Here is a 21,191-nt window from a genome sequence, read left to right as displayed (position 1 = left end):
TCAGGCGGACCCGACGCCCCAGTCGCTCAGCACGGCGTCGTTGTCGCGTCCGGGCACCGGCGGCGGCGTGGGCGCGTCCGGCGCCGTGCGCGAGAACCGCGGTGCCGGGCCGGACTGGGTGGCGCCGTTGACGTCGACGATCGTGCCCCGGGCGCGCAGGTGCTCGTCCTGCGCGGCCTCCTCCATCGTCAGCACCGGGGTGACGCACGCGTCGGTGCCGGCGAAGACCTTGGTCCACTCGTCGCGGGTGCGCGACGCGAACGTCTCGGTGAAGACCTCGCGCAGCCGCGGCCAGCCGGTCGGGTCCATCTGCTGCGGGAGCTCGGCCGGGTCGAGGCCCAGGCCGTCGAGCAGCAGCGCGTAGAACTGCGGCTCGAGCGACCCCACGGCCATCCAGCCGCCGTCGCTGCAGCGGTAGGTGTCGTAGAACGGGGCGCCGCCGTCGAGCAGGTTGACCCCACGAGCGTCCTGCCACAGGCCGATCGCCTTGAGCGCCCACACGAACTGCATGAGGTTGGACGTGCCGTCGACGATGGCGGCGTCCACGACCTGCCCCTGGCCGGACGTGCCCCGCTCGACGAGCGCCGCCAGGACGCCCTGCACCAGCAGCATCGAGCCGCCGCCGAAGTCGCCGAGCAGGTTGACCGGCGGCACCGGCTTGTCGGCGGTGCCGATCGCGTGCAGCGCGCCGGTGAGGCCGATGTAGTTGATGTCGTGGCCGGCCAGGTGGGCCATCGGGCCGGTCTGGCCCCAGCCGGTCATGCGCGCGTAGACCAGCCGCGGGTTGCGCTCCAGGCACACGTCCGGGCCGATGCCCAGCTTCTCGGCGACCCCGGGGCGGAAGCCCTCGACGACGACGTCGGCCTTCTCGACCAGGGCGAGCAGGGTCGCCTTGTCGGTCTCGTCCTTGAGGTTCAGGCCGACCGAGCGGCGGCTGCGCATGAGGTGGTCGCCGCCCTGGCCGCCGGTGACGTCCAGGCCGCCGGCCGGGCGCTCGACGCGCACGACGTCCGCGCCGAGGTCGCCCAGCATCATGGCCGCGTGCGGGCCCGGTCCGATGCCGCCGAGCTCGACGACCCTGACGCCTGCGAGGGGTCCGGCCACGGGTCAGCCCTTCAGCTCGTTGATCTGCTCGACGAGGCGCAGGCGTGCGTCCGCGTCGCGGTTGGCGTCGCCCACGGGGCTGACCAGGATCGTGCTGACGCCGGCGCGCTCGAACGCGGCCAGCTGCTCGGCGACGTCGGTCTCGCTGCCGATGAGCGAGATCGAGCGCGCGAACTCCTCGGGCACCTCCGCGGCGGCCTCGACCTTCTTGCCCGACAGGTACAGGTCCTGGATCTTGTCGGCCTCCTCGCCGTACCCGTAACGGGTGGCCAGGTCGTGGTAGAAGTTCTTGCCCTTCGCGCCCATGCCGCCCACGTACAGCGCCAGGCGGTGCTTGACCTCCTCGACGGCCTTGCCCTCGTCGGTGCCGATGTAGGCCGGCGCGTCGACGTAGATCTCCAGCGGCGCGAGGTCGGCCGAGCGCTTCGCCCGGCCCTTCTCCAGCGACGGCCCGAAGACGTCCATAGCCTTGCCGGTGTGGAAGAAGATCGGCTCCCACGCCTCGCACAGCTCGGCGGCCAGGGCGACGTTCTTGGGGCCCATCGCCGCCAGCATCACGGGGATGTCGGCGCGCAGCGGGTGGTTGATCAGCTTGAGCGGCTTGCCCAGGCCCGTGCCCTGCTCGGCGGGCAGCGGCAGCTGGTAGAACTTCCCGTCGTAGGTCAGCGGCTCGCGGCGCCACACCTTGCGGCAGATCTCGATGACCTCGCGGGTGCGCCCGATCGGCGCGTCGTAGGGCACGCCGTGGAAGCCCTCGACGACCTGCGGGCCGGACGCGCCGAGGCCGAGGATGAACCGGCCGTCGGAGATGTAGTCCAGGCCGGCCGCGGTCATGGCGAGCAGCGCAGGCGTGCGCGAGTAGATGTTGACGATGCCGGTGGCGATCTTCACCGTCTCGGTCTTGGCCGCGATGTAGCCCAGCTGGCTGATCGAGTCGTAGCTGTAGAGCTCGGCGGCGAACACCGTGTCGAGCCCGGCGGCCTCGAGCCGCTGGATGTCGGCGACGGCCTCCTTGAATCCGGCGGAGTAGTCGAGCTGCATGCCCAGGCGCATGGCGGTTCCTCTCGGTAGGTCAGGACGTGGCCGACGGCCACTGGGCGGGACGTCCGGCGACGAAGGCGTCCACGCCCTCGAGGCCGGCCAGGCTGGTGGAGCTGTCGGCGATCGAGTCGGACTCGGCGTCGAGCTGGTCGGACAACGACCGCGCGCGTCCTTCGCGGAACAGCGTGCGGATGCGTCCGTAGGCCTCGGTGGGACCCTCGGCGAGCGCGGTGGCCGCGGCCAGGGCCTCGTCGGCGATCTCGTCGTCGGCCACGACGCGCGACAGGATGCCGAGCCGCTCGGCGGTCTCGGCGTCGATCGTGGCGTTGGTGAGCACGAGCTCGCGGGCCTTGGCCTCGCCGACCTGGCGGGTCAGCGTGTGGGTCATGCCGCCGTCGGGGGTGTAGCCGATGCCGGGGTAGGCCGGCTTGAGGCGCGTGCGGGTGCCGCCGATGCGGACGTCGGCGAGCAGCACCAGGCTCATGCCGGCTCCGGCGGCCCAGCCGGGCACCCCGGCCACGACGGGGACGGTCACGGCGTCGAGCACGCGGACGAAGTCGTGCAGGCCGTCGGCGGCGTCGTGGACGTGCGCGTGCCGGTCGGCGGCGGCCGCGAACGCGTGCACGTTGCCGCCGGTGGAGAAGTGCGGGCCGTCGGCGGCGAGCAGCACGGCACCGGTCTCGGCGGGGTCCAGCTGCTCGAGCGCCGCCTTGGCCTCGGCGACCCGGCCGAAGTCGAGGGCGTTGCCGGTCGCGGCGTCGGACAGGACGAGGCGCAGCACGCGGCCGTGCCGGGTGACCGAGGAGCTCATGGCTCGCATCGTGCCAGAAGCGCTGTCACGGTGTGTCGACGGACACACCCCCGTCCCGCTGGGTGGGCGGGCGACGTGGGCGCCGAGGCCACGGGACATTTACATCGAACTTCGATATAAATGTCCCGTGGCCGTTCCGTCCCCCTCCGCCCTCAGCCGCTTCGCCCGCGCGCTCGAGGACTTCAACGCCGTGTTCATCCGGCTGCCCGAGCCCGCCGGGCTCGGGTTCTCCGCCCTGTCCGTGGTGCACACGCTGTCGCGGCGCGGGCCGATGCGGATCACCGACCTGGTGAGGACCGAGCAGATCAAGCAGCCGGCGCTGACGTCGGCGGTCGACCGGCTCGAGCGCGACGGCCTGGTGCGCCGCCGGCCCGACCCGGCCGACGGACGCGCGTCGCTGGTCGAGGTGACCGCCACCGGCCAGGACGTGGTCCGGTCGCGGCACGACAGCCGCGTGGATGGCCTGGAGGGGCTGCTGCGGCACGCCACCGACGAGGAGCGGGCGACCCTGCTCGCGGCGACCGCCGTGCTCGAGCGGCTCGCCGTGGCGGGCCGTCCCGGTGTCCCACACGACGAGGAGCGAGACGATGACTGAGCCGATCCACGAGCTCGATCCGACTTCCGTGCACGTCCCGGACGCGGTGCTCGACGACCTGCGCCGCCGGTTGCACGCGACGCGGTGGCCGGACGACCCGGCCAACGACGACGGCGGGTACGGGGTCCGGCGGGCGGTGCTGCAGCCGCTCGTGGAGTACTGGGCCGACGGCTTCGACTGGCGCGCGGCCGAGCGGGCGATCAACGCCTACGAGCACCACCGGGTCCAGGTGGACGGCGTGCCGGTCCACTTCATGCGCCGGCGCGGGGTCGGCCCCGCGCCGGTCCCGCTCCTGCTGAGCCACGGCTGGCCGTGGACGTTCTGGCACTGGTCCAAGGTCGTCGACCGGCTGGCGGACCCGGGGACCCACGGGGGCGACCCCGCGGACGCGTTCGACGTGATCGTGCCGTCCCTGCCCGGCTTCGGGTTCTCCACACCGGTCGACCGGCACCCGGACCTGAGCTTCTGGCGCATCGCCGAGATCTTCCACGAGCTCATGACCGGGGTCCTGGGCCACGAGCGCTACGCGGCGGCCGGGTGCGACGTGGGAGCACTGATCACCGGTCAGCTCGGCCACCGGCACGCCGACGCCCTGCACGCCATCCACATCGGCTCGGCCCAGCGGCTCGACCTGTTCACCGGCGACCGGGCCTGGGACGTCACCGGCGGCCGTCCGCTCCCCGAGGGCGTGCCGGACGCGGTCCGCGACCGGGTCATCGAGCTCGAGCGGCGCTTCGCCGTGCACCTCTCGGCGCAGGTGCTGGCCCCGGCCACCCTGGGCTACGCGCTGCAGGACTCGCCAGTGGGCATGCTGGCCTGGGTGCTGGAGCGCTGGGACCGCTGGTCCGACCACGACGGTGACCTGGGCCAGGTCTTCTCGCGCGACGACCTGCTGACCCACGCGACGATCATCTGGGCGGGTGGCTCGATCGCCAGCTCCATGCGCACCTACGCCAACAACAACCGCCACCCCTGGACGCCGTCGCACGACCGGTGGCCGGTCGTCGAGGCGCCGACCGGTGTCACCTTCGTCGCTCACGAGGACCCGCCGGGCGTCAGCACGCCCGAGGAGCGGGTCGCGGGCTTCCTGGCCGGTGAGCGGGCCGACTGGTACCGGCTCGAGAACGTGACGGCCCACCCGCGCGGCGGGCACTTCATCCCGTGGGAGCTGCCCGAGGAGTGGACCGACGACCTGCGGCGCACGATGCGTCCGCACCGGCCGCGGGCCTGACGGCTCCGGTCAGACCCGGACGGGCTCCAGGGCGGTCAGCGTCTCGGCGACGCCGGCCTCGAGCTTCACCGTGGCCAGCTCGTCCCCGCGGGTCGTGCCGCGGTTGACGATGACGACCGGGACCCCGACCTTGGCCGCGCGGCGGACGAACCGCAGCCCGCTCATGACCTGCAGCGAGGAGCCGAGCACCAGCAGCACCTCGGCGTCCTCGACGAGCGAGAAGCAGTGCTCGACGACCGGCTTGGCCACGGACTCGCCGAAGAACACGACGTCGGGCTTGAGCCGGCCGCCGCACACCTCGCAAGACGCGACGACGAAGTCGGACGTCTCCTCGAGCACGGCGTCGCCGTCGGGGGCGATCACCGCCGAGCGCTCGGCGTAGCCGGGGTTGAGGGTGACCAGCCGCTCGTGCAGCCGCTGGCGCGGCGACCGGGTGCCGCAGTCCAGGCAGACGACCCGGTCGATGCGGCCGTGCAGGTCGACGACGTCGCGGTGGCCGGCGCGCTCGTGCAGCCCGTCGACGTTCTGCGTGATGAGGCCGCTGAGGCCACCGGCCTGCTGGCGCGCGACGAGCAGCCGGTGGGTGGTGTTCGGGTCGGCGGTGGTCATGCTCGACCAGCCGACGTGCGCGCGGGCCCAGTACCGCTGGCGCGCCTCGGGGGTGGCGATGAACTCCTGGTAGGTCATGGGGTGGCGCGGCGGGGAGTCCGGGCCGCGGTAGTCGGGGATGCCCGAGTCCGTGGAGACGCCCGCCCCCGTCAGCACCAGCCAGCGCTTGTCGGACAGGACGTCCGCGACGGCATCGATGCTCACCCCCCCAGCGTAGGTCGCCGCACCAGCGCCGCCCGGCGGCTCAGGCGGCCGGGTCGTCGTTCCAGCGGTACTCCATCTGGTGCGCGGTGGCCTCGGCCAGCTCGCGTCCGGCGACGACCTCGACCAGGTGCAGGGCCATGTCGATACCGGCCGAGATGCCGCCGGACGTGAGCACGTCGCCGTCGCGCACCCAGCGCCGGTCGGCGAGCACGGTGAGCGACGGCCAGCGCTCGGCGAGCGCCTGCTGGTCCTCCCAGTGGGTCGTGACCTGCTGGTCGGTGAGCACGCCGGCCTCGGCGAGCACGAACGCGCCGGTGCAGACGGACGTCGTGAGCCGCGGACGGACGCGGGCGACCCAGCCGGTCACGCGGGCGTCCTTCTCGACGGCGTCGGTGACCCCGCCGGACACGACGAGCAGGTCCACGGGCGGGTCCTCGTCGATCGTGGCGTGGGCGCGCAGCACCAGGCCGCCGCGGGCGACGACCTCGCGGTCGGCCGCGACCATCCGGACCACGAACGGCTCGGGCTCGCCGCGACCGGCGGCAGCACGGTTGGCGACGGAGAAGACCTCGAACGGGCCGCAGCAGTCGAGCACCTCGACCTCGTCGAAGACGACGATGGCGACGTGGGTGGGGGAGGGGGAGGGAAACGTCATGCGCCCATCCTGGCCCAGCCGGACGCTCCGGCGACGCGCTTCTACCCGGCCAGCTCGACGAGCTTGGCCACGGTGCGCAGGTTGCGGGCCGTGCCGGGGGTGCCCAGCGCCCGCAGCAGCTTCTTGTCATCGAGCTGGGCGCGGCCGGCCCCGTCGGCGTAGCGCAGGTGCAGCTCGCGGCCGACGACCTGCCAGCGGTCGTCACCGGTCTCGACCGCCTCCGCCGTGGTGATCGACTCGCGATCGGGCTCGCGCAGCAGGAACGAGACGTACGAGAACTTCGGCTCGACCACCTCGAACGGGTGCGCCGCGAGCGCGGCTCGCACCTCGTGGGGCGTGCGGCTGATGACCTCGCGGAAGAACCCGAACCGCTCCTGCACGGCCTGCTCCAGCGCCCGGTCGAAGGCGTCCGGGTCGCCCGGGACGTCGGCGACGAGGTTGCCACTGGCGATGTAGGTGCGAGGGTCGGACGCCCCGAGGTCGGTGGCCATGGCACGGAGGTCGGCCATCGGGAGCTGGGCGCCACCGACGTTGACGGCGCGCAGCAGGACGACCCGGGTGCTCATGACGCGCAGCCTAGGCCCGCTCGGGGACAGCCCGCGCTCCCTTCGACGGGGTTCCCTTCGACAGGCTCAGGGACCGGGACCGGGTCCGCGACCGCGACCGGGGCGGTGGGTCGTCCACCACCGGGACGATCCTCGTGGTGGATGACTCACCGCCGGAGTGGGTGCCGGGCTCAGATGCGGGCGGCGAGCTCGGTGGCCTGGCGGATGGCCCGCTTGGCGTCCAGCTCGGCCGCGACCTCGGCGCCGCCGATGACGTGGGTGACGACCCCGGCCTCGGTCAGCGGGTCGACCAGCTCGCGCACCGACTCCTGGCCCGTGCACAGCACCACGGTGTCGACGTCGAGCACGCGCGACTCGGGGGAGTCGCCGTCGGCGCCGATCGTGACGTGCAGCCCGGCGTCGTCCACCCGGTCGTACCGGACACCGCCCACGAAGGTGACGCCCGAGTCGCGCAGCGTGGTGCGGTGGACCCAGCCGGACGTCTTGCCGAGCCCGGCGCCGTGCGGGGTCGTCTTGCGCTGCAGCAGGAAGACCTCGCGGCGCGGCGTCTCGCGCACCTTGGTGGCCAGGCCGCCGGGCGCGAGCGCGGGGTCGGTGACGCCCCAGCGGGTCATCCAGTGCTCCAGCGACTCGCCCGGCTCGTGCAGCAGCAGCTCGGCGACGTCGAAGCCGATGCCGCCGGCGCCCATGACCGCGACCTTCTGCCCGGCCTCGACCCGTCCGGCGACGACGTCGGCGTACGAGACGACCTTGGGGTGGTCGACGCCCGGCAGGTCGGGCAGGCGCGGGGTGACGCCGGTGGCGACGACGACCTCGTCGAAGCCGGTCAGGTCGCCGGCCTCCACGCGACGTCCGAGGTGCACCTTGACGCCGGTGACCTCCAGGCGGCGGGAGAAGTAGCGCAGCGTCTCGGCGAACTCCTCCTTGCCGGGGATGCGCATGGCCAGGCGGAACTGCCCGCCGAGCTCCTCGGACGCCTCGAACAGCTCGACCGTGTGGCCCCGCCCGGCCAGCTCGGTCGCCGCCGCGAGCCCGGCGGGGCCGCCGCCGACGACGGCGACCGTCTTCGCGCGGCGCGTCGGCAGCAGCACGAGCTCGCGCTCGTGCCCGGCGCGCGGGTTGACCAGGCAGGACGCCCGCTGGTTGCTGAACGTGTGGTCCAGGCAGGCCTGGTTGCAGGCGATGCAGGTGTTGATCTCGTCGGTGCGGCCCTCGGCCGTCTTGCGGACGAACTCCGGGTCGGCCAGCAGCGGGCGCGCCATCGAGACGAGGTCGGCCTCGCCGTCGGCCAGGATGCGCTCGGCCACGTCCGGGTCGTTGATGCGGTTGGACGCCACCACGGGCACGCCCACCTCGGCGCGCAGCTTGCCGGTGACCCAGCTGAACGCTGCGCGCGGCACGGACGTGACGATCGTGGGGATGCGGGCCTCGTGCCAGCCGATGCCGGTGTTGAACACCGAGACGCCGGCCTCCTCCAACCGGTGCGCGAGCTCGACCGTCTCGTCCCAGCTCTGCGCGTCGTCGACCAGGTCGAGCAGGCTCATCCGGTACATGACGAACGCGTCGTCGCCGAGCAGCTCGCGGGTGCGGCGGACGACCTCGACCGGGAACCGCATGCGCTTCTCCGCGGTGCCGCCCCACGCGTCGGTGCGGGTGTTGGTGCGGGCGGCCAGGAACTGGTTGATCAGGTAGCCCTCGGAGCCCATGATCTCGACGCCGTCGTAGCCGCCGCGCAGCGCGAGCGCGGCGGACTTGGCGAACGCGGTGGCGGTGCGGTCGACGTCGCGGCTGCTCATCGTGCGGTTCCGGAACGGCGTGATCGGGCTGCGGACGTCCGAGACGGTGTGCTTGAGCGGGCTGTAGCCGTAGCGGCCGGCGTGAAGCAGCTGCATCGCGATCTTGCCGTCGTGCTCGTGGACGGCGTCGGTCACGACCTTGTGCGAGTCCGCGTGCCGACGGGACGTCATCTGCGAGCCGAACGGCAGCAGCCAGCCGCGCCAGCTGGGGGCGAAGCCGCCGGTGACCGACAGCGCCACGCCGCCCTTGGCCCGCTCGGCGAAGTAGGCCGCGAGGTCGGGCAGGTGCTTGGCCTTGTCCTCCAGGCCGACGTGCATCGACCCCATGATCACGCGGTTGCGCAGCGTGGTGGCGCCGATGGTGATCGGGCTGAGCAGGTGCGGGTGGTTCGTGGTCATGCGGTGCTCCTCATACTGGGGGCGTGATCTCGAGGACGTCGGCGTGGTTCCTGGTGCTGGCCGGGCTGTTCAACATGGTCATCTGGCCGCGCTTCGCCAAGGCGATCGCGGACGACGACCGGGCGTGGGCGGGCGAGCACTGGTCGAGTGACCCGACGGCGTTCTTCTGGGTGCACGCGGTGCTCATCGTCACCGCGTTCTCGATCGGCGTCGGCGTGCTCGTCGTGGGCGCTCGCGCGGTGCTGGCTCATCGCGCCTCAAGGCGGGCGAGCGTCTCCTCGCACCACTGAAGCCCAGCGGCCTCGGTGAGGATGCCGCCGCGCAGCACGAGGTAGGGGCCGAGCGCGGCCTCGTCGAGCGCGTCCGGGTCGGGGAACGTGCGCGCCATGTCCTTCTCGTACGCCTCCAGCGTCGCCGCGTGCTCGTCGCGCCGCGCGCGGACGTGGGCCAGCAGGGCGTCCTGGTCGACGTTCGGCAGCCCGCGCAGGGCGACGGCGAAGCTGCTGCGCAGCACCTCCGGCCCGATCGGCTCGGCCGACCAGCGCCGCAGCTCGGCGCGTCCGGCGTCGGTGATGCGGTGCACCTTGCGGTCGGGACGCCCGGCCTGGGTGACCAGCTCGACGTCCACCCAGCCCTGCTCCTGCATGCGGGCCAGCACCTTGTAGACCTGCTGGTGGGTGGCCTTCCAGAAGTGCCCGATGGACGCGTCGAAGCGCCGCGCGAGGTCGTAGCCGGTGGCCGACCGTTCCGCGAGGGACACGAGGATCGCGTGCTCCAGGGCCATGCCGCGAGAACCTACTATGCAACGAGTTGCATGTGCAAGAGGTTGCAGCCAGCGAGCGCCGGCGGAGGCTAGTGCGTGACGATGCGCGGGTCGATCCCGTACTGATGTGGCACGTCCAGGTGCTCGCGCAGCGTCGTCCCCACGTAGTCGGCCGGGTACAGCCCGCGGTCCTGCAGGAGCGGGACGACCTCGTCGACGAAGGTGTTGATGTCGGTCGCGTTCACGTCGGGGGAGACCCAGAACCCGTCCACCGCCTCGGCGTCGAACCACGCCTGCAGGTGATCGGCGACGACGGCGGGCGGTCCGACGGGCGTGGGGTGGTAGTCGATGACGCCGTGGGCCAGCACCTCGCGGAGCGTCCAGCCCTCCCGCGCCACCTCGAGGGCCCGCGCGGCCCGCGGGTCACCGGATCCGGCCCGCGCCGCACCGAGCTGGGCGGGGGTCAGCGGCTGGTCCAGCTGGCCGGCGTCGAGGGAGAGCCCGAGCATGAGACCGAGGTACGGCACCCGGCTCGCGAAGAGGTCCCCGTTGAGCGCCATGCGCCGGTCGAGCGCGTCACGGACGGACGTGCCCAGGGCCGGCATGACGCCGGCGAAGTACTTGACCTCGTCGGGGTCGCGACCGGCCTGGCGGGCCGCCTCCCGGGCGGCGTCACGCTGCGCGCGGGCGTCCTCGATGGTGAACGCCGCGCCGATGACGCCGCTGGCGTAGCGACCGGCGAGCGTCAGGCCGTAGGCGCCGCCCCCGGCGGAGAAGATGACCGGCTGTCCCTGCTCCGACGGCGGGATCGGCAGCGGTCCGCGGGCGGCGACGTGCGCCCCCTGCAGGTTCACGGGACGCAGCTTGTCGGGGTCGACGAACGTGCCGGTCGCCGGGTCCTTGACCCAGGCGTCCTCCTGCCAGCTGCCCCAGAGTGCCTGGACGACCTGGATCACCTCGTGGGCGCGTCCGTACCGTTCCGGCCGGTCGGCGATGGTCTGGCCGAAGTTCGCCGCGGCGTTCGGGTCGCTGGTCGTGACGGCGTTCCACCCCGCCCGGCCGTGGCTCATCACGTCGAGCGTCTTGAACTGGCGCGCGACGTTGTACGGCTCGTTGAAGGTGGTGGAGCCGGTGGCGACCAGGCCGATGCGCTCGGTGGCGCGGGCGATCGCCGCCAGGGTCAGCATCGGCTCCAAGGTGGCCTGCGGCACCTCGCGCTCGATGCCGCGGGTGACGGCGAGGGAGTCGGGCAGGAACAGGAACGCGAACTTGCCCCGCTCGGCGGCGCGGGCGTGGCGCACCTGCGCGTCGAAGTCGGTGTAGGCGCCGGGGTCGACGCCCGGGGCGCGCCAGGACAGGGCCTGGGAGCCGTAGCCGGTCCCCAGGTGCATCCCGAGGATCATCGTGCGGTCGGTCATGGTGCGGGTCCTTCGTCGCAGAGGTGCGGAGCTGTGGGCAGGCGGGGTCAGGCGGCGAGGTGGCGGGCGCGCCGGTCGTGGACGACCACGGGGGGCCTGGCGTCGTCCCGGTGCACGTCGAGGACCCGGAGCAGGGCCAGGACGTGGTCGCCGGCCTCGACCTCGGCGTGCCGGGTGACCGTGAGGGTGAGTGCGGCGTCGGGCAGGACGAGTCCGCCGTGCCGCTCGGACGTCCCGACGTCGTCGAAGCGGACGTCGGCCGGGCGGGCCAGCAGCGGGAGGAGGTCCGCCTGCTGCTGGCTCAGCACGCTGAGGCCCCATCGGTCGGCGCGCTGCAGCCTCGGCCAGGTGGTCGAGGTGCGTGCGAAGGCGAGCGAGACCAGCGGCGGCTCGAGCGAGACCGAGGTGAACGAGCTGGCCAGCATGCCGACGGTCGCGCCGTCGTCCGTGCCGGCGACGAGCACGAGCCCGGTGGGGTACCCGGCCAGGGCGTCCCGCATCCGTCGTGGGGTGACGGTGCTCGCGGCGCCGCCGCCGAGGGTGACGGGGTCCGGCATGGCGATCTCCGATCTGGTGTGGCTTCGGTCGGGGTGCGACGCGGTCAGGCGGACGCGTGCTCGGCGACCTCGTGCTCGGTCTCGGACTCGTCCGCGAGGGGTGCGCGGCGGACGAGCAGGCTCGCCACGGCCGAGACGCACGCGATGACCGCCGCGGCCGTGAACGCCGCCCGGGCGGCGTCGACGGACTGGGCCACGTCGAGCGTCCCGGAGCCGCCGGCGCCGGCCCCGAACGTGTACGCGGAGACGAGGATCGCGGTGCCCGCGGCGCCGCCGAGCTGCTGGACGGCGCTGAACGCGGCACTGCCGTGCGGGTACAGGGTGCTCGGCAGGGCGGAGAGCGCCGCCGTCGTCAGCGGGCTCCACATGAGCGCCTGGCCGACGATCATCACGATGTAGACGGCCAGGAGCGTCCAGACCGAGGTGGTGGCGCTGACCTGCGCCAGGAACCACAGGGTCGCGGCCACGATCACCGCACCGGGGACGACCAGCGGTCGCGGACCGACGCGGTCGTAGAAGCGTCCGCCGATCGCCGAGACCACCGAGATCGCCACCCCGCCGGGCACCAGGAAGAGGCCGACCTGCAGCGAGCTCAGCCCGTGGACGCCGGTGAGCACGAGCGGAAGCACGATCCCGGTGCCGAAGGCGGTCATCGTCAGCATCAGCATGACCAGGAGGGGGACCGAGAAGGAGCGGACGGCGAAGATCCGCACGTCCAGCAGGAGCGTCTCCCGCTCCTGCAGCGCGACCTGGCGCAGCACGAACGCAGCGACACCCAGCAGGCCGATCGCCAGGGGGACGTACGGCGGCACGGGGGTGTGGCCCGAGGCCGACTCGCCGATGCTGGCCAGGCCGTAGACCAGTGCGCCGAAGCCGACGGCGGACAGGAGCAGGGACAGGGCGTCGAGCCGCACCGGCTCGGGACGCGTGATGTTGCGCAGCTTGGCGGCGCCGAGCGCCAGCGAGAGCAGCGCGATCGGCAGCATGAGGATGAACAGCCATCGCCAGCCCAGCTGCGACAGGACCAGCCCGGACACTGCCGGTCCGAGAGCCGGCGCGGCCGCCGTGACCACCACGACGAACGCCATGAACCGGCCGCGGCGACCCTCGGGCACCAGCCGCATGACCGTCGTCATCAGCAGCGGCAGGAACACCGCGGTGCCCGCCGCCTGCACCAGGCGGCCGGCGAGGAGCAGCCCGAACCCGGGAGCCAGGGCAGCCATCGCCGTGCCCACCGTGAACAGGGTCATCGAGGCCAGGAAGATCGTGCGCAGGTGGAGCTTGCGCATCACGAACCCGGTCGCGGGGATGAGGACGGCCAGGGTGAGCAGGTAGCCCGTGGTCAGCCACTGGCCGGTCGAGGCGCTGATCCCCAGGTCCTGGATCAGGGTGGGCAGTGCCACGCCGAGCAGCATCTCGTTGAGCAGCACCACGAACGTCGACCCCATGAGCAGGCCGATCATCAGCCCGTCGCCCGGGGCCAGCCGGTCGCCGTGCGCGCGCGCCTCGGTGCGGGGGCCGTCCGGGCCGGGGCGTCCGGGCCGGTCAGGTGCGGCGGAAGGTGACAGGTCCGATGACACGGCGGTGCTCGCTCTCGAGGTGGGGATGAAACGGGGGATGCCCCCGTTTCGATTAAACAGGGGGTGCCTCCGTTTCGCAACGACGCGACGCCGATGTGATCAGCGAGACAGCCGGGGCCGGCTCACGGGAGCACCGGACGCGGCGGGCCGCGATGGCGACCCGACCAGGTCAGCGGCGGTAGCCGTCGCGCATCAGGCCGCGCAGCCGGCCTGCGGCCTCGTCGTCCGCCAGGGACGCTCCGCGCACCCAGCTCGTCGCGAGCACCGCCAGGAAGAGGTCCCGTCCCCGGACGTCCTGCCGTGCGGAGCCGTGCTGCTGCGCGGCCCGCAGGAAGTGGTCGGTCCCGTGGATGAACCCGATGCAGGTCAGGGTGAGCGGGTTGTGCTCCTGCGCGAGCGCGCTGCGCAACGGGCCGGACAGCCCGTCGAACGCGCCGAAGTACTCCTCGAGCGCCGCCAGCCACGCCTCGAGCGCCGCGTCCGGGTCGTCGAGCTGCTCGATCCTCGCCTTGGACGCCTCGAGCGTGTCGGTCCGGCGCTGGAGCACCTCGGCGAGCAGGGCGTCCCGGGTCGGGAAGTGTCGGTACAGGGTGGCCGAGCCGACCCCGGCGTCGCGGGCCACCGCCTCGAGCGAGGCGCCCACACCCGACTCGGCGAAGTGACGCTCCGCCTGCGTCACGATCTCCGAGCGGTTGCGCTCGAAGTCGGCGCGGCTGCGGCGTGCTCGTCCGCTCGGTGCCGTCACGGCCGGTGCTCCCTTCACGACACAGGGTCCGGCGGAAACCGGGGTGCCCCTCCGTATTCCACGATAGCGGTCGCCCGCGGCGAATCGGCGCCGTGCTCGAGCACGGGCGTCAAGCGACGGCGACCTCAGCCGGGCGGCGCACGAGGACGAACACGACGCCGACCATGACGACCGCGGTGACGAGCAGCGGCACGGGCACGAGCGCGTCGGCCAGCACGACGAGCGCCGCGACCGGCACCACCAGGTTGACCACGCGGTCGCCGACCGGACGCAGCGCGATCGCCCAGATGCCCAGCACGAACACGGCGACCGGCACCGAGACCGTCCACGCGGCCGCCGCCTGCGACAGCTCGCCGTGCCCGCTCAGGGCGTCGATCTCGACCTCCACGCCCGCCGAGAACGCGCCGGCCGCGGCGAAGACGAGGTAGTGGGCGTAGCCGTAGCGCAGCGCCCCGCCGGCGTCGATCGTCCGGTGGTGCGGCGCCCAGAAGTACGTCCACCACAGCGCGGCGGTCACGACGAACGTCAGCACCGCCGTGGTGACCAGCGGCACCAGCTCGGCGTCGTCGTGCAGCGCGCCGATGAACGCGTTCGCCGACGCCAGCACGCTCTCGCCCAGGACGATGAGCGTGAACAGCCCGTACCGCTCGGCCACGTGGTGCGGGTGCCAGGGCGTGGGACCGACCCGCTCGGCCACCACCGGCACCGCCAGCTCGGCCGCGACGAGGACGAGGAACGAGGCGGTCGCCACCGACTCCGGCAGCGCCAGCCGCAGCAGCCACAGCACCTGGACGGTGCTGATGCCGGCGGCATATACGAGCGTGGTGCGGCGCAGGGACGCGTCGCCGTGCGCCGCGCGCAGCCACTGGGCGACCAGAGCGACCCGCATGAGGACGTAGCCCAGCGTCACGACGGTGTAGTCGCGCTCGGCGCCGAAGGTGTCCTCGACCCCGGCGGCCAACACCAGCACGCCGGCCATCTGCACCAGCGTCAGCACGCGGTACAGCCAGTCGTCGGTGTCGAAGGCGGTGGCGAACCAGGTGAAGTTCATCCACGCCCACCAGATGGAGAAGAACACCATGAGGTAGCTGACGACGCCGTCGACGACGTGCCCCTCGGCCAGCGCGTGGTGCAGCTGCACCGAGGCGACGCTCACCGCTACGACGAAGACCAGGTCGAAGAACAGCTCCAGCTCGCTGGCGGTGCGGGCGGGCTCGCGCGGGTCGCGCGGACGCATCGGCACGAGGCGGGAGCGGGCGGGGCGGGACGGAGCCGGGATCACGCGGGCACTCTAGGCCCCGCGGCCGCCGGGGCACGGAGCCGAGCTCGGGGCCGCCGGCGGACGCCTGGCGTCAGCGCGCGCGGCGGACGTACAGCTGGCGTCGCAGCCGGGCGACGACGTCCCCCGCGTCGTCCGTCAGGACGTCCTCGAACCAGCGCAGGTGCTTGTCGCCGTCCTTCGTGGCGACGCGCATCTCCTCGACCGTGTCGGTCGGCAGCTCGAAGTGGCCGCGGATGGTGCCGAGTCCCGGCTTCACGTACTCGATCGCCGCCTGCTTGTCCCACACGACGTACGCGCGGCCGAGCTGGTTCATCGCCATCATCATGAGGAAGGGGTCGCTCATCGCGAAGAGCGTCCCCCCGAACGCGGTGCCTACCGCGTTGCGCTGCAGGCCCCTCACCCGGAGCCGCACGTCCACGGACGTCCAGTCCTCCGCGATCTGCTCGACCCGCACCCCGGCGAACCGGTAGGTCGGCCACGTGTTCATGGCCAGACGGAGCCTGCTGGGGGTCATGCGACCACCCTCTCGCGGTGCTGCGGGTGTGGGACGTGCCGAGCGGTCATGGGTTCCTCCGTGGATGACGTGCCCCATGAAAGACCGACGTAGGCGCGTCCGCCTCCCGTGCATCTGGGATGCCGGTACCGAGACGTGACGTCGGTCGCACCCCGGCGCCGAACCCTGGGACGCCGCCCGGGCCGCGGCGCGCGCCCCTACGATGACGGCCATGACGTCCCTCCCCCGCTCGCTCGGCGGCCTCGTCGCCGCCTCCGCCCTGCTGCTCGCCGCGGCCTGCGCCCCGGCCGACGAGGAGTCCGACTCCGCGTCGTCCGCCGACTCCTCGGCCGCGTGCTCGGTCGACTCCCTGCCCACGGTGAAGAAGGGCAGCCTCACGATCGCCACCGACGACCCGGCCTACGAGCCGTGGTTCTCCGACAACGACCCGGCCAACGGCAAGGGCTTCGAGAGCGCGGTCGCCTACGCCGTCGCCGACCGGCTCGGCTTCGACAAGGACGCGGTCGTCTGGACGAAGGTGCCGTTCAACACCGCCTACCAGCCCGGCGAGAAGCAGTTCGACGTCGACATCAACCAGATCTCGATCACCGACGAGCGCAAGCAGGCGGTCGACTTCAGCGCGCCGTACTACGAGGCCGCGCAGGCGGTCATCGTGCTCGAGGACTCGCCGTTCGCCGACGCGAAGAGCCTGGCCGACCTCGCCGACGCCCAGCTCGGCGCGCAGATCGGCACCACCTCGCTCAAGGCGATCGGCCAGATCGAGGGCGCCAAGCAGCCGCGGGTCTACGACGACACGACCAAGGCCGCCGAGGCCCTTCGCAACGGCCAGGTCGACGGCATCGTGGCCGACCTGCCCAGCGCGTTCTACCTGACCGCCGCCGAGATCGACGGCTCGGTCATCGCCGGCCAGTTCCAGGTCGAGGGCGACGCCACCGAGGCGTTCGGCCTGCTGCTGGAGAAGGGCAGCAAGCTCACCTCGTGCGTCGACGACGCCGTCGAGGGCCTGCGCGAGGACGGCACGCTGGCCGACCTCGAGCAGACCTGGCTCGCCGAGTCGGCGAACGCGCCCGTCCTGAAGTGACGGCCGTCCCGCACGTCCCGAGCGCCCGGCAGGCCGAGCGCGACGCCTTCCGCCGGCGTCGCACCCGGCGCCGGGCGCTCGCGGGCGTGCTCTCGACGGTGGTGGTCCTCGGGGGACTGGCCGCCGCCGTCGTCACCTCGCCCGGCTGGGAGCGGGTGCAGCGGACGTACTTCGACGCCGGCCACGCGCGCGAGAGCTTCCCGCTCGTCCGCGACGCGTTCTGGCTGAACATCCGGATGTTCCTGCTGGTCGAGGTGCTGGTGCTCGTCGTGGCCGTGCTGGTCGCGGTCGTGCGCGTGGTGCCGGCGCCGTTCATGGCGCCGTTCAAGATCCTGGCAACGGTCTACACCGACCTGTTCCGCAGCGTGCCGACCATCCTGGTCGTGCTGCTGGTCGGCTTCGGCTTCCCGGCGCTCGGGCTGGCCGGCATGCCCACGAGCCTGTTCTGGCTCGGGGCCATCGCCCTCGCGCTGAGCTACGGCGCCTACGTGGCCGAGGTGGTGCGGGCGGGCATCCTCTCCGTCCACCCGACGCAGTGGGCCAGCGGCCGCGCGCTTGGCATGTCGTACGGCGCGACGCTGCGCCACGTCGTCCTGCCCCAGGCGCTGCGCCGCGTGACGCCACCGCTGGTCAACGACTTCGTCTCGCTGCAGAAGGACACCGCGCTGCTGTCGACGATCGGCCTCGTCGAGGGCCTGCGCGCGGCGAGCGTCTACCAGGCCGAGACCTTCAACTTCACGTCGCTGTGCGTGGCCGCGCTGTTCTTCGTGGTCACGACGGTGTTCGTCACGCGGATCACCGACTGGTTCATGATCCGCCAGATGCGCCGGGAGGCGGGTGCCTGATGCTGCGCGTGACGGGGCTGCGCAAGACGTTCGGCGACAAGGTCGTGCTGGACGACGTCGACCTCGAGGTCGCCGCCGGCGAGGTGGTCTGCCTCATCGGTGCCTCCGGCTCGGGCAAGTCGACCCTGCTGCGCTGCCTGGACCTGCTCGAGGTGGCCGACGACGGCGACATCTGGCTCGGCGACGTCGAGCTCACCGACCCGGCGCTGGACGTCGACGCGACCCGGCGGCGCATCGGCGTCGTCTTCCAGGCCTACAACCTGTTCCCGCACCTGTCGGTGCTGAGCAACGTGACGCTCGGCCAGCGCAAGGTGCTGGGCCGCGGCCGGCGCGAGAGCGAGGCGCGGGCCCGCGAGCTGCTCGAGCGGGTCGGGCTGGCCGACCGGGCGCCGGCCCACCCGGACGCGCTGTCCGGCGGGCAGCAGCAGCGGGTCGCGCTCGTGCGCGCCGTCGCCATGGACCCCGAGCTCCTGCTGCTCGACGAGGTCACCAGCGCGCTCGACCCGATGCTCGTCGCCGAGGTGCTGCAGGTCGTCCGCGACCTGGCGGCGTCCGGCCAGACGATCGTCATGGCCACGCACGAGATGGACTTTTGCCGCGAGGTCGCCGACCGGGTCGTCTTCCTGGCCGACGGACGCATCGTCGAGCAGGGCCCGCCGGAGCAGATCTTCACCGCGCCGGTGGACGAGCGCACGCGGGCCTTCCTGGCCCGCCACCTCGCCTGACGCAAGGGCGGGTCAGTCGACGGACAGCACGGATCCCTTGTCGTCGCCCACCACGGTCTTGCCATCGCGCTCGCCCTGAACGCTGGCCGTCATCTGGATCTTGGTCGAGGTCGGCAGGTCGCGGCGGACGAGCACGCTCTGCACCTCACCCTTCTCGATCTTGGCGCGCTTGACCGCCTCGTCGGCGAAGGCGGCGACGACCTTCGGATCGATGTCATCCATGTCGAAGACCGACTGCTTGAGGCCCTCGACGTTGTTGTCGTAGTCGACCGGGACGGACGGGAGCACCTTGGAGCCCGAGACCGTCCAGTCGTTCAGCTCGGTCGGTGCGTCCGGGTCGGTCGCCGACGCCGTCACGGTGGTGTCCGTCACCGAGATGGAGACGACCTTCGGGTTCTCCGCGCCGATGTCGTCACCCAGCTTGTCCCAGGCCTGGGCCAGCTTCGTCGCGTCGTAGTCGTGGCTGGTGTCCAGCGACGCCGCGTCGACCGCGCCGGGCATGGCGCTGCACCCGGCGGCCACCAGCATGGCAGCGGCCGACAGGCCGAGGGACAGGACGAGGGACGAGCGGGTCATGAGGTCTCCTGGTCGGGAGATCGGCCGTCGGTGGCGCGATCGGGATGGAGACCGTACGGGTCCCGCCAGGCGGGCACATCCCTGCCACTGGGGAACCTTTCCCCGGTCTCAGGGAGCGGGAGCGGCCTCGGGCACGGCGCGCAGGGCGCGGCGGACGCCGAGGGCGGCGGTGCGCCCGGCCCGGTTCGCACCGATCGTCGACGCCGAGGGTCCGTACCCGACGAGCTGCACCCGGGGGTCGGCCACCGACGTCGTGCCGTCGAGCTGGATGCCGCCGTGCTCGCTGCGCAGCCGCAGCGGCGCCAGGTGGGCGACCGCCGGACGGAACCCCGTGGCCCACACGATCGCGCCGACCGGCTCGAACGTGCCGTCGGCCCAGCGCACGCCGTCGGGCTCGACGCGCACGAACGGGTCGCGACGGTCGGCGTAGGCGCCGAGCCGCTCGGCCTCGCGCTCCTGCTCGCGCAGCATCAGCCCGGTCACGCTCACGACGCTCTGCGGCGGAAGACCCTGGCGCACCCGCTCCTCGACGAGGGCGACGGCCTCGTGGCCGGCCTCGGGGGTGAACTCGCCGGTGCGCCACACGGGCGGGCGGCGGGTGACCCACAGGGTGTCGGTGACCGGCGCCAGCTCGCCGAGGTGCTGCACGGCCGAGGCGCCGCCACCGACCACCAGCGTCCGGACGCCGCGGAAGTGCTCGCCGCCGGGGAACTGCGCGGTGTGCACCTGCTCGCCGACGAAGGTCTCCATGCCGGGGTAGTGCGGCCAGAACGGGTGGGTCCAGGTGCCGGTGGCGTTGACGAGCGTCCGGGTGCGCCAGGCGCGGCCGTCCGCGCGGACGACGAGCAGGTCGCCGTCGCGCTCGACGCGCTCGACCCGGACGGGACGGACGACGGGCAGGTCGAAGCGGCGCTCGTAGTCGGCGAAGTACGCGGGCACCGCCTCGTTGGCGCGGTCGGCGCCGTCACCGCCCTCGCGCTCGAGGCCGGGCAGGTCGGCGACGCCGTGGACGTCGTGCATGGTGAGCGAGTCCCAACGGTGCTGCCAGGCGCCGCCGGGGGCCGCGTCGGCGTCCAGGACCACGTGCTCCAGACCCAGCCGGCGCAGGTGGAACGACGCCGACAACCCCGCCTGACCGGCACCGGTGACCACGCTGTCGAGGACGTCCACGCCTGCTGCAACGCCCGGACGGCGCGAAAGATGCCCGGCAACTGGTTGCACGCGCGGGTATTTGCGAGCGGTTCTATGGTGGGCTCATGACCGTTCCCACCATCACCCTGAACAACGGCGTCGAGATCCCCCAGCTGGGCTTCGGCGTGTACCAGGTCGACCCGGCCGAGACGAAGGACGCGGTGCTCACCGCCTTCGAGGTCGGCTACCGGCACGTCGACACGGCGCAGATGTACGGCAACGAGGCGGGCGTCGGCGAGGCGCTGGCCGCGTCCGGCCTGGCCCGCGAGGACGTCTTCATCACCAGCAAGCTCAACAACGGCCACCACGCCCGTGAGGACGCGCTGCGCTCGTTCGACGAGACGCTCGAGAAGCTCGGCGGCGAGTACGTCGACCTGTTCCTCGTGCACTGGCCGCTGCCGGGCATCGACATCGACTACGTCGACACCTGGAAGGCCATGGAGGAGATCGCCGCGTCGGGCAAGGTCCGCGCCATCGGCGTCTCGAACTTCCAGCCGGCCCACCTGGACCGGCTGCTCGAGACGGCCGAGGTCGTCCCGGCCGTGAACCAGGTCGAGGTGCACCCGTACCTGACCAACGAGGCCGTGCGCTCCTACTCGGCCGACAAGGGCATCGCGATCGAGGCGTGGTCGCCGATCGCCCAGGGCCAGGTGCTGGACGACCCGACGATCACCGAGATCGCCCGCAAGGTCGGCCGCACGCCGGCCCAGGTGACGCTGCGCTGGGCCATCCAGCGGGGCGACATCGTCTTCCCCAAGTCGGTCACCCGCTCGCGCGTGGAGGAGAACTTCGCGCTGTTCGACTTCGAGCTCGACCAGGCCGACGTCGACGCGATCGCGGCCCTGGACAAGGGACACCGCACCGGCCCGGACCCGGACACCTTCAACTGGATCCCGTGAGCCC

The 21,191-nt window shown here is 72.8% G+C and carries 23 protein-coding genes; 7 read left to right on the top strand and 16 right to left on the bottom strand.

Annotation, left to right across the window (positions count from 1 at the left end):
- Genes HGAM_RS03025 through HGAM_RS17420 form a run of 3 tightly spaced genes read right to left on the bottom strand, consistent with a single transcriptional unit; the run spans nt 1 to nt 2,956 of the window.
- Entirely contained in the window at nt 1–1,104 is a 1,104-nt protein-coding gene (locus HGAM_RS03025) for a CaiB/BaiF CoA transferase family protein (RefSeq protein ID WP_019143993.1), read from the bottom strand.
- A gap of 3 nt (nt 1,105–1,107) precedes the next feature.
- Nucleotides 1,108–2,157: an LLM class F420-dependent oxidoreductase gene (locus HGAM_RS03020; protein WP_019143992.1), complete on the bottom strand. Its 1,050-nt coding sequence runs from the start codon at nt 2,155–2,157 to the stop codon at nt 1,108–1,110.
- 19 nt (nt 2,158–2,176) lie between these two features.
- The gene (locus tag HGAM_RS17420; protein WP_019143991.1) at nt 2,177–2,956 is read right to left on the bottom strand and encodes an enoyl-CoA hydratase/isomerase family protein; all 780 of its coding nucleotides are present in this window, start codon (nt 2,954–2,956) and stop codon (nt 2,177–2,179) included.
- A 127-nt stretch (nt 2,957–3,083) separates the two neighbouring features.
- Here HGAM_RS17420 and HGAM_RS17415 point away from each other — a divergent pair, with 127 nt between their 5' ends.
- Both HGAM_RS17415 and HGAM_RS03005 read left to right on the top strand, forming a co-directional pair.
- Nucleotides 3,084–3,551, top strand: coding sequence for a MarR family winged helix-turn-helix transcriptional regulator (locus HGAM_RS17415; RefSeq protein ID WP_019143990.1), 468 nt, complete (start codon nt 3,084–3,086; stop codon nt 3,549–3,551).
- Nucleotides 3,544–4,782: an epoxide hydrolase family protein gene (locus HGAM_RS03005; RefSeq protein WP_019143989.1), complete on the top strand. Its 1,239-nt coding sequence runs from the start codon at nt 3,544–3,546 to the stop codon at nt 4,780–4,782. The genes HGAM_RS17415 and HGAM_RS03005 overlap by 8 nt, the downstream gene beginning before the upstream one ends.
- A 9-nt stretch (nt 4,783–4,791) precedes the next feature.
- On the opposite strand, the gene HGAM_RS03000 is transcribed toward HGAM_RS03005, so the two are convergent.
- The 4 genes from HGAM_RS03000 to HGAM_RS02985 form a co-directional block, all read right to left on the bottom strand.
- On the bottom strand, nt 4,792–5,595 hold the full coding sequence (locus HGAM_RS03000; protein ID WP_019143988.1) for an NAD-dependent protein deacetylase: 804 nt from the start codon (nt 5,593–5,595) through the stop codon (nt 4,792–4,794).
- A 40-nt stretch (nt 5,596–5,635) separates the two neighbouring features.
- On the bottom strand, nt 5,636–6,250 hold the full coding sequence (locus HGAM_RS02995) for a DJ-1/PfpI family protein (protein ID WP_019143987.1): 615 nt from the start codon (nt 6,248–6,250) through the stop codon (nt 5,636–5,638).
- Between the two features lie 41 nt (nt 6,251–6,291).
- Nucleotides 6,292–6,816: a DUF1697 domain-containing protein gene (locus tag HGAM_RS02990; protein WP_019143986.1), complete on the bottom strand. Its 525-nt coding sequence runs from the start codon at nt 6,814–6,816 to the stop codon at nt 6,292–6,294.
- A 170-nt stretch (nt 6,817–6,986) separates the two neighbouring features.
- Nucleotides 6,987–9,011, bottom strand: a complete 2,025-nt coding sequence (locus HGAM_RS02985) for an NADPH-dependent 2,4-dienoyl-CoA reductase (RefSeq protein WP_019143985.1) — start codon at nt 9,009–9,011, stop codon at nt 6,987–6,989.
- 23 nt (nt 9,012–9,034) lie between these two features.
- Here HGAM_RS02985 and HGAM_RS02980 point away from each other — a divergent pair, with 23 nt between their 5' ends.
- Nucleotides 9,035–9,301 (top strand): SCO4848 family membrane protein, encoded by a 267-nt coding sequence (locus HGAM_RS02980; protein ID WP_019143984.1) that lies wholly within the window; start codon nt 9,035–9,037, stop codon nt 9,299–9,301.
- Here the strand turns inward: HGAM_RS02980 and HGAM_RS02975 are convergent.
- The 7 genes from HGAM_RS02975 to HGAM_RS02945 form a co-directional block, all read right to left on the bottom strand.
- A complete protein-coding gene (locus HGAM_RS02975) occupies nt 9,259–9,795 on the bottom strand; it encodes a PadR family transcriptional regulator (protein WP_019143983.1) in 537 nt (178 codons plus the stop codon). The genes HGAM_RS02980 and HGAM_RS02975 overlap by 43 nt on opposite strands.
- Before the next feature lie 68 nt (nt 9,796–9,863).
- The gene (locus tag HGAM_RS02970) at nt 9,864–11,192 is read right to left on the bottom strand and encodes an NtaA/DmoA family FMN-dependent monooxygenase (protein ID WP_019143982.1); all 1,329 of its coding nucleotides are present in this window, start codon (nt 11,190–11,192) and stop codon (nt 9,864–9,866) included.
- A gap of 47 nt (nt 11,193–11,239) precedes the next feature.
- Nucleotides 11,240–11,749: a flavin reductase family protein gene (locus tag HGAM_RS02965; protein WP_019143981.1), complete on the bottom strand. Its 510-nt coding sequence runs from the start codon at nt 11,747–11,749 to the stop codon at nt 11,240–11,242.
- Between the two features lie 44 nt (nt 11,750–11,793).
- Nucleotides 11,794–13,329, bottom strand: a complete 1,536-nt coding sequence (locus HGAM_RS17410) for a DHA2 family efflux MFS transporter permease subunit (protein ID WP_218915225.1) — start codon at nt 13,327–13,329, stop codon at nt 11,794–11,796.
- A gap of 169 nt (nt 13,330–13,498) precedes the next feature.
- Entirely contained in the window at nt 13,499–14,074 is a 576-nt protein-coding gene (locus HGAM_RS02955; protein WP_019143979.1) for a TetR/AcrR family transcriptional regulator, read from the bottom strand.
- Nucleotides 14,075–14,183: 109 nt separating this feature from the next.
- Nucleotides 14,184–15,356: a low temperature requirement protein A gene (locus tag HGAM_RS02950; RefSeq protein WP_019143978.1), complete on the bottom strand. Its 1,173-nt coding sequence runs from the start codon at nt 15,354–15,356 to the stop codon at nt 14,184–14,186.
- Nucleotides 15,357–15,426: 70 nt separating this feature from the next.
- Entirely contained in the window at nt 15,427–15,870 is a 444-nt protein-coding gene (locus HGAM_RS02945) for a DUF4442 domain-containing protein (protein WP_038951511.1), read from the bottom strand.
- 211 nt (nt 15,871–16,081) lie between these two features.
- Here HGAM_RS02945 and HGAM_RS02940 point away from each other — a divergent pair, with 211 nt between their 5' ends.
- From HGAM_RS02940 to HGAM_RS02930, 3 genes are read left to right on the top strand one after another with little or no spacing between them, the layout of a single operon-like run.
- Nucleotides 16,082–16,951 (top strand): ABC transporter substrate-binding protein, encoded by an 870-nt coding sequence (locus HGAM_RS02940; protein WP_019143976.1) that lies wholly within the window; start codon nt 16,082–16,084, stop codon nt 16,949–16,951.
- Nucleotides 16,948–17,796, top strand: a complete 849-nt coding sequence (locus HGAM_RS17405; protein WP_019143975.1) for an amino acid ABC transporter permease — start codon at nt 16,948–16,950, stop codon at nt 17,794–17,796. The genes HGAM_RS02940 and HGAM_RS17405 overlap by 4 nt, the downstream gene beginning before the upstream one ends.
- Nucleotides 17,796–18,521 (top strand): amino acid ABC transporter ATP-binding protein, encoded by a 726-nt coding sequence (locus HGAM_RS02930; RefSeq protein ID WP_019143974.1) that lies wholly within the window; start codon nt 17,796–17,798, stop codon nt 18,519–18,521. Before HGAM_RS17405 ends, HGAM_RS02930 begins: the two co-directional genes overlap by 1 nt.
- A gap of 12 nt (nt 18,522–18,533) precedes the next feature.
- Here HGAM_RS02930 and HGAM_RS02925 read toward each other — a convergent pair whose 3' ends face one another.
- On the bottom strand, nt 18,534–19,097 hold the full coding sequence (locus HGAM_RS02925) for a hypothetical protein (RefSeq protein WP_019143973.1): 564 nt from the start codon (nt 19,095–19,097) through the stop codon (nt 18,534–18,536).
- Nucleotides 19,098–19,205: 108 nt separating this feature from the next.
- A complete protein-coding gene (locus tag HGAM_RS02920; protein WP_019143972.1) occupies nt 19,206–20,267 on the bottom strand; it encodes an NAD(P)-binding domain-containing protein in 1,062 nt (353 codons plus the stop codon).
- Between the two features lie 86 nt (nt 20,268–20,353).
- Between HGAM_RS02920 and HGAM_RS02915 the strand changes: the two genes are divergently transcribed.
- Nucleotides 20,354–21,187: an aldo/keto reductase gene (locus tag HGAM_RS02915; RefSeq protein WP_019143971.1), complete on the top strand. Its 834-nt coding sequence runs from the start codon at nt 20,354–20,356 to the stop codon at nt 21,185–21,187.
- Nucleotides 21,188–21,191: the final 4 nt, after the last annotated feature.

The sequence above is a fragment of the Aeromicrobium massiliense JC14 genome (assembly GCF_000312105.1).
In the GTDB taxonomy this organism is placed as follows: domain Bacteria; phylum Actinomycetota; class Actinomycetes; order Propionibacteriales; family Nocardioidaceae; genus Aeromicrobium; species Aeromicrobium massiliense.
Note: the sequence above shows the minus strand (reverse complement) of the source record. Positions and strands in the feature narration are given on the sequence as shown.

Coding starts and splice junctions, on each gene's coding strand:
- HGAM_RS02930 (WP_019143974.1), top strand. CDS start 17,796: ATGCTGCGCGTGACGGGGCTGCGCAAGACGTTCGGCGACAAGGTCGTG.
- HGAM_RS02925 (WP_019143973.1), bottom strand. CDS start 19,097: ATGACCCGCTCGTCCCTCGTCCTGTCCCTCGGCCTGTCGGCCGCTGCC.
- HGAM_RS03020 (WP_019143992.1), bottom strand. CDS start 2,157: ATGCGCCTGGGCATGCAGCTCGACTACTCCGCCGGATTCAAGGAGGCC.
- HGAM_RS02990 (WP_019143986.1), bottom strand. CDS start 6,816: ATGAGCACCCGGGTCGTCCTGCTGCGCGCCGTCAACGTCGGTGGCGCC.
- HGAM_RS02995 (WP_019143987.1), bottom strand. CDS start 6,250: ATGACGTTTCCCTCCCCCTCCCCCACCCACGTCGCCATCGTCGTCTTC.
- HGAM_RS02970 (WP_019143982.1), bottom strand. CDS start 11,192: ATGACCGACCGCACGATGATCCTCGGGATGCACCTGGGGACCGGCTAC.
- HGAM_RS02985 (WP_019143985.1), bottom strand. CDS start 9,011: ATGACCACGAACCACCCGCACCTGCTCAGCCCGATCACCATCGGCGCC.
- HGAM_RS02975 (WP_019143983.1), bottom strand. CDS start 9,795: ATGGCCCTGGAGCACGCGATCCTCGTGTCCCTCGCGGAACGGTCGGCC.
- HGAM_RS03005 (WP_019143989.1), top strand. CDS start 3,544: ATGACTGAGCCGATCCACGAGCTCGATCCGACTTCCGTGCACGTCCCG.
- HGAM_RS02945 (WP_038951511.1), bottom strand. CDS start 15,870: ATGACCCCCAGCAGGCTCCGTCTGGCCATGAACACGTGGCCGACCTAC.
- HGAM_RS17420 (WP_019143991.1), bottom strand. CDS start 2,956: ATGAGCTCCTCGGTCACCCGGCACGGCCGCGTGCTGCGCCTCGTCCTG.
- HGAM_RS02940 (WP_019143976.1), top strand. CDS start 16,082: ATGACGTCCCTCCCCCGCTCGCTCGGCGGCCTCGTCGCCGCCTCCGCC.
- HGAM_RS02965 (WP_019143981.1), bottom strand. CDS start 11,749: ATGCCGGACCCCGTCACCCTCGGCGGCGGCGCCGCGAGCACCGTCACC.
- HGAM_RS02915 (WP_019143971.1), top strand. CDS start 20,354: ATGACCGTTCCCACCATCACCCTGAACAACGGCGTCGAGATCCCCCAG.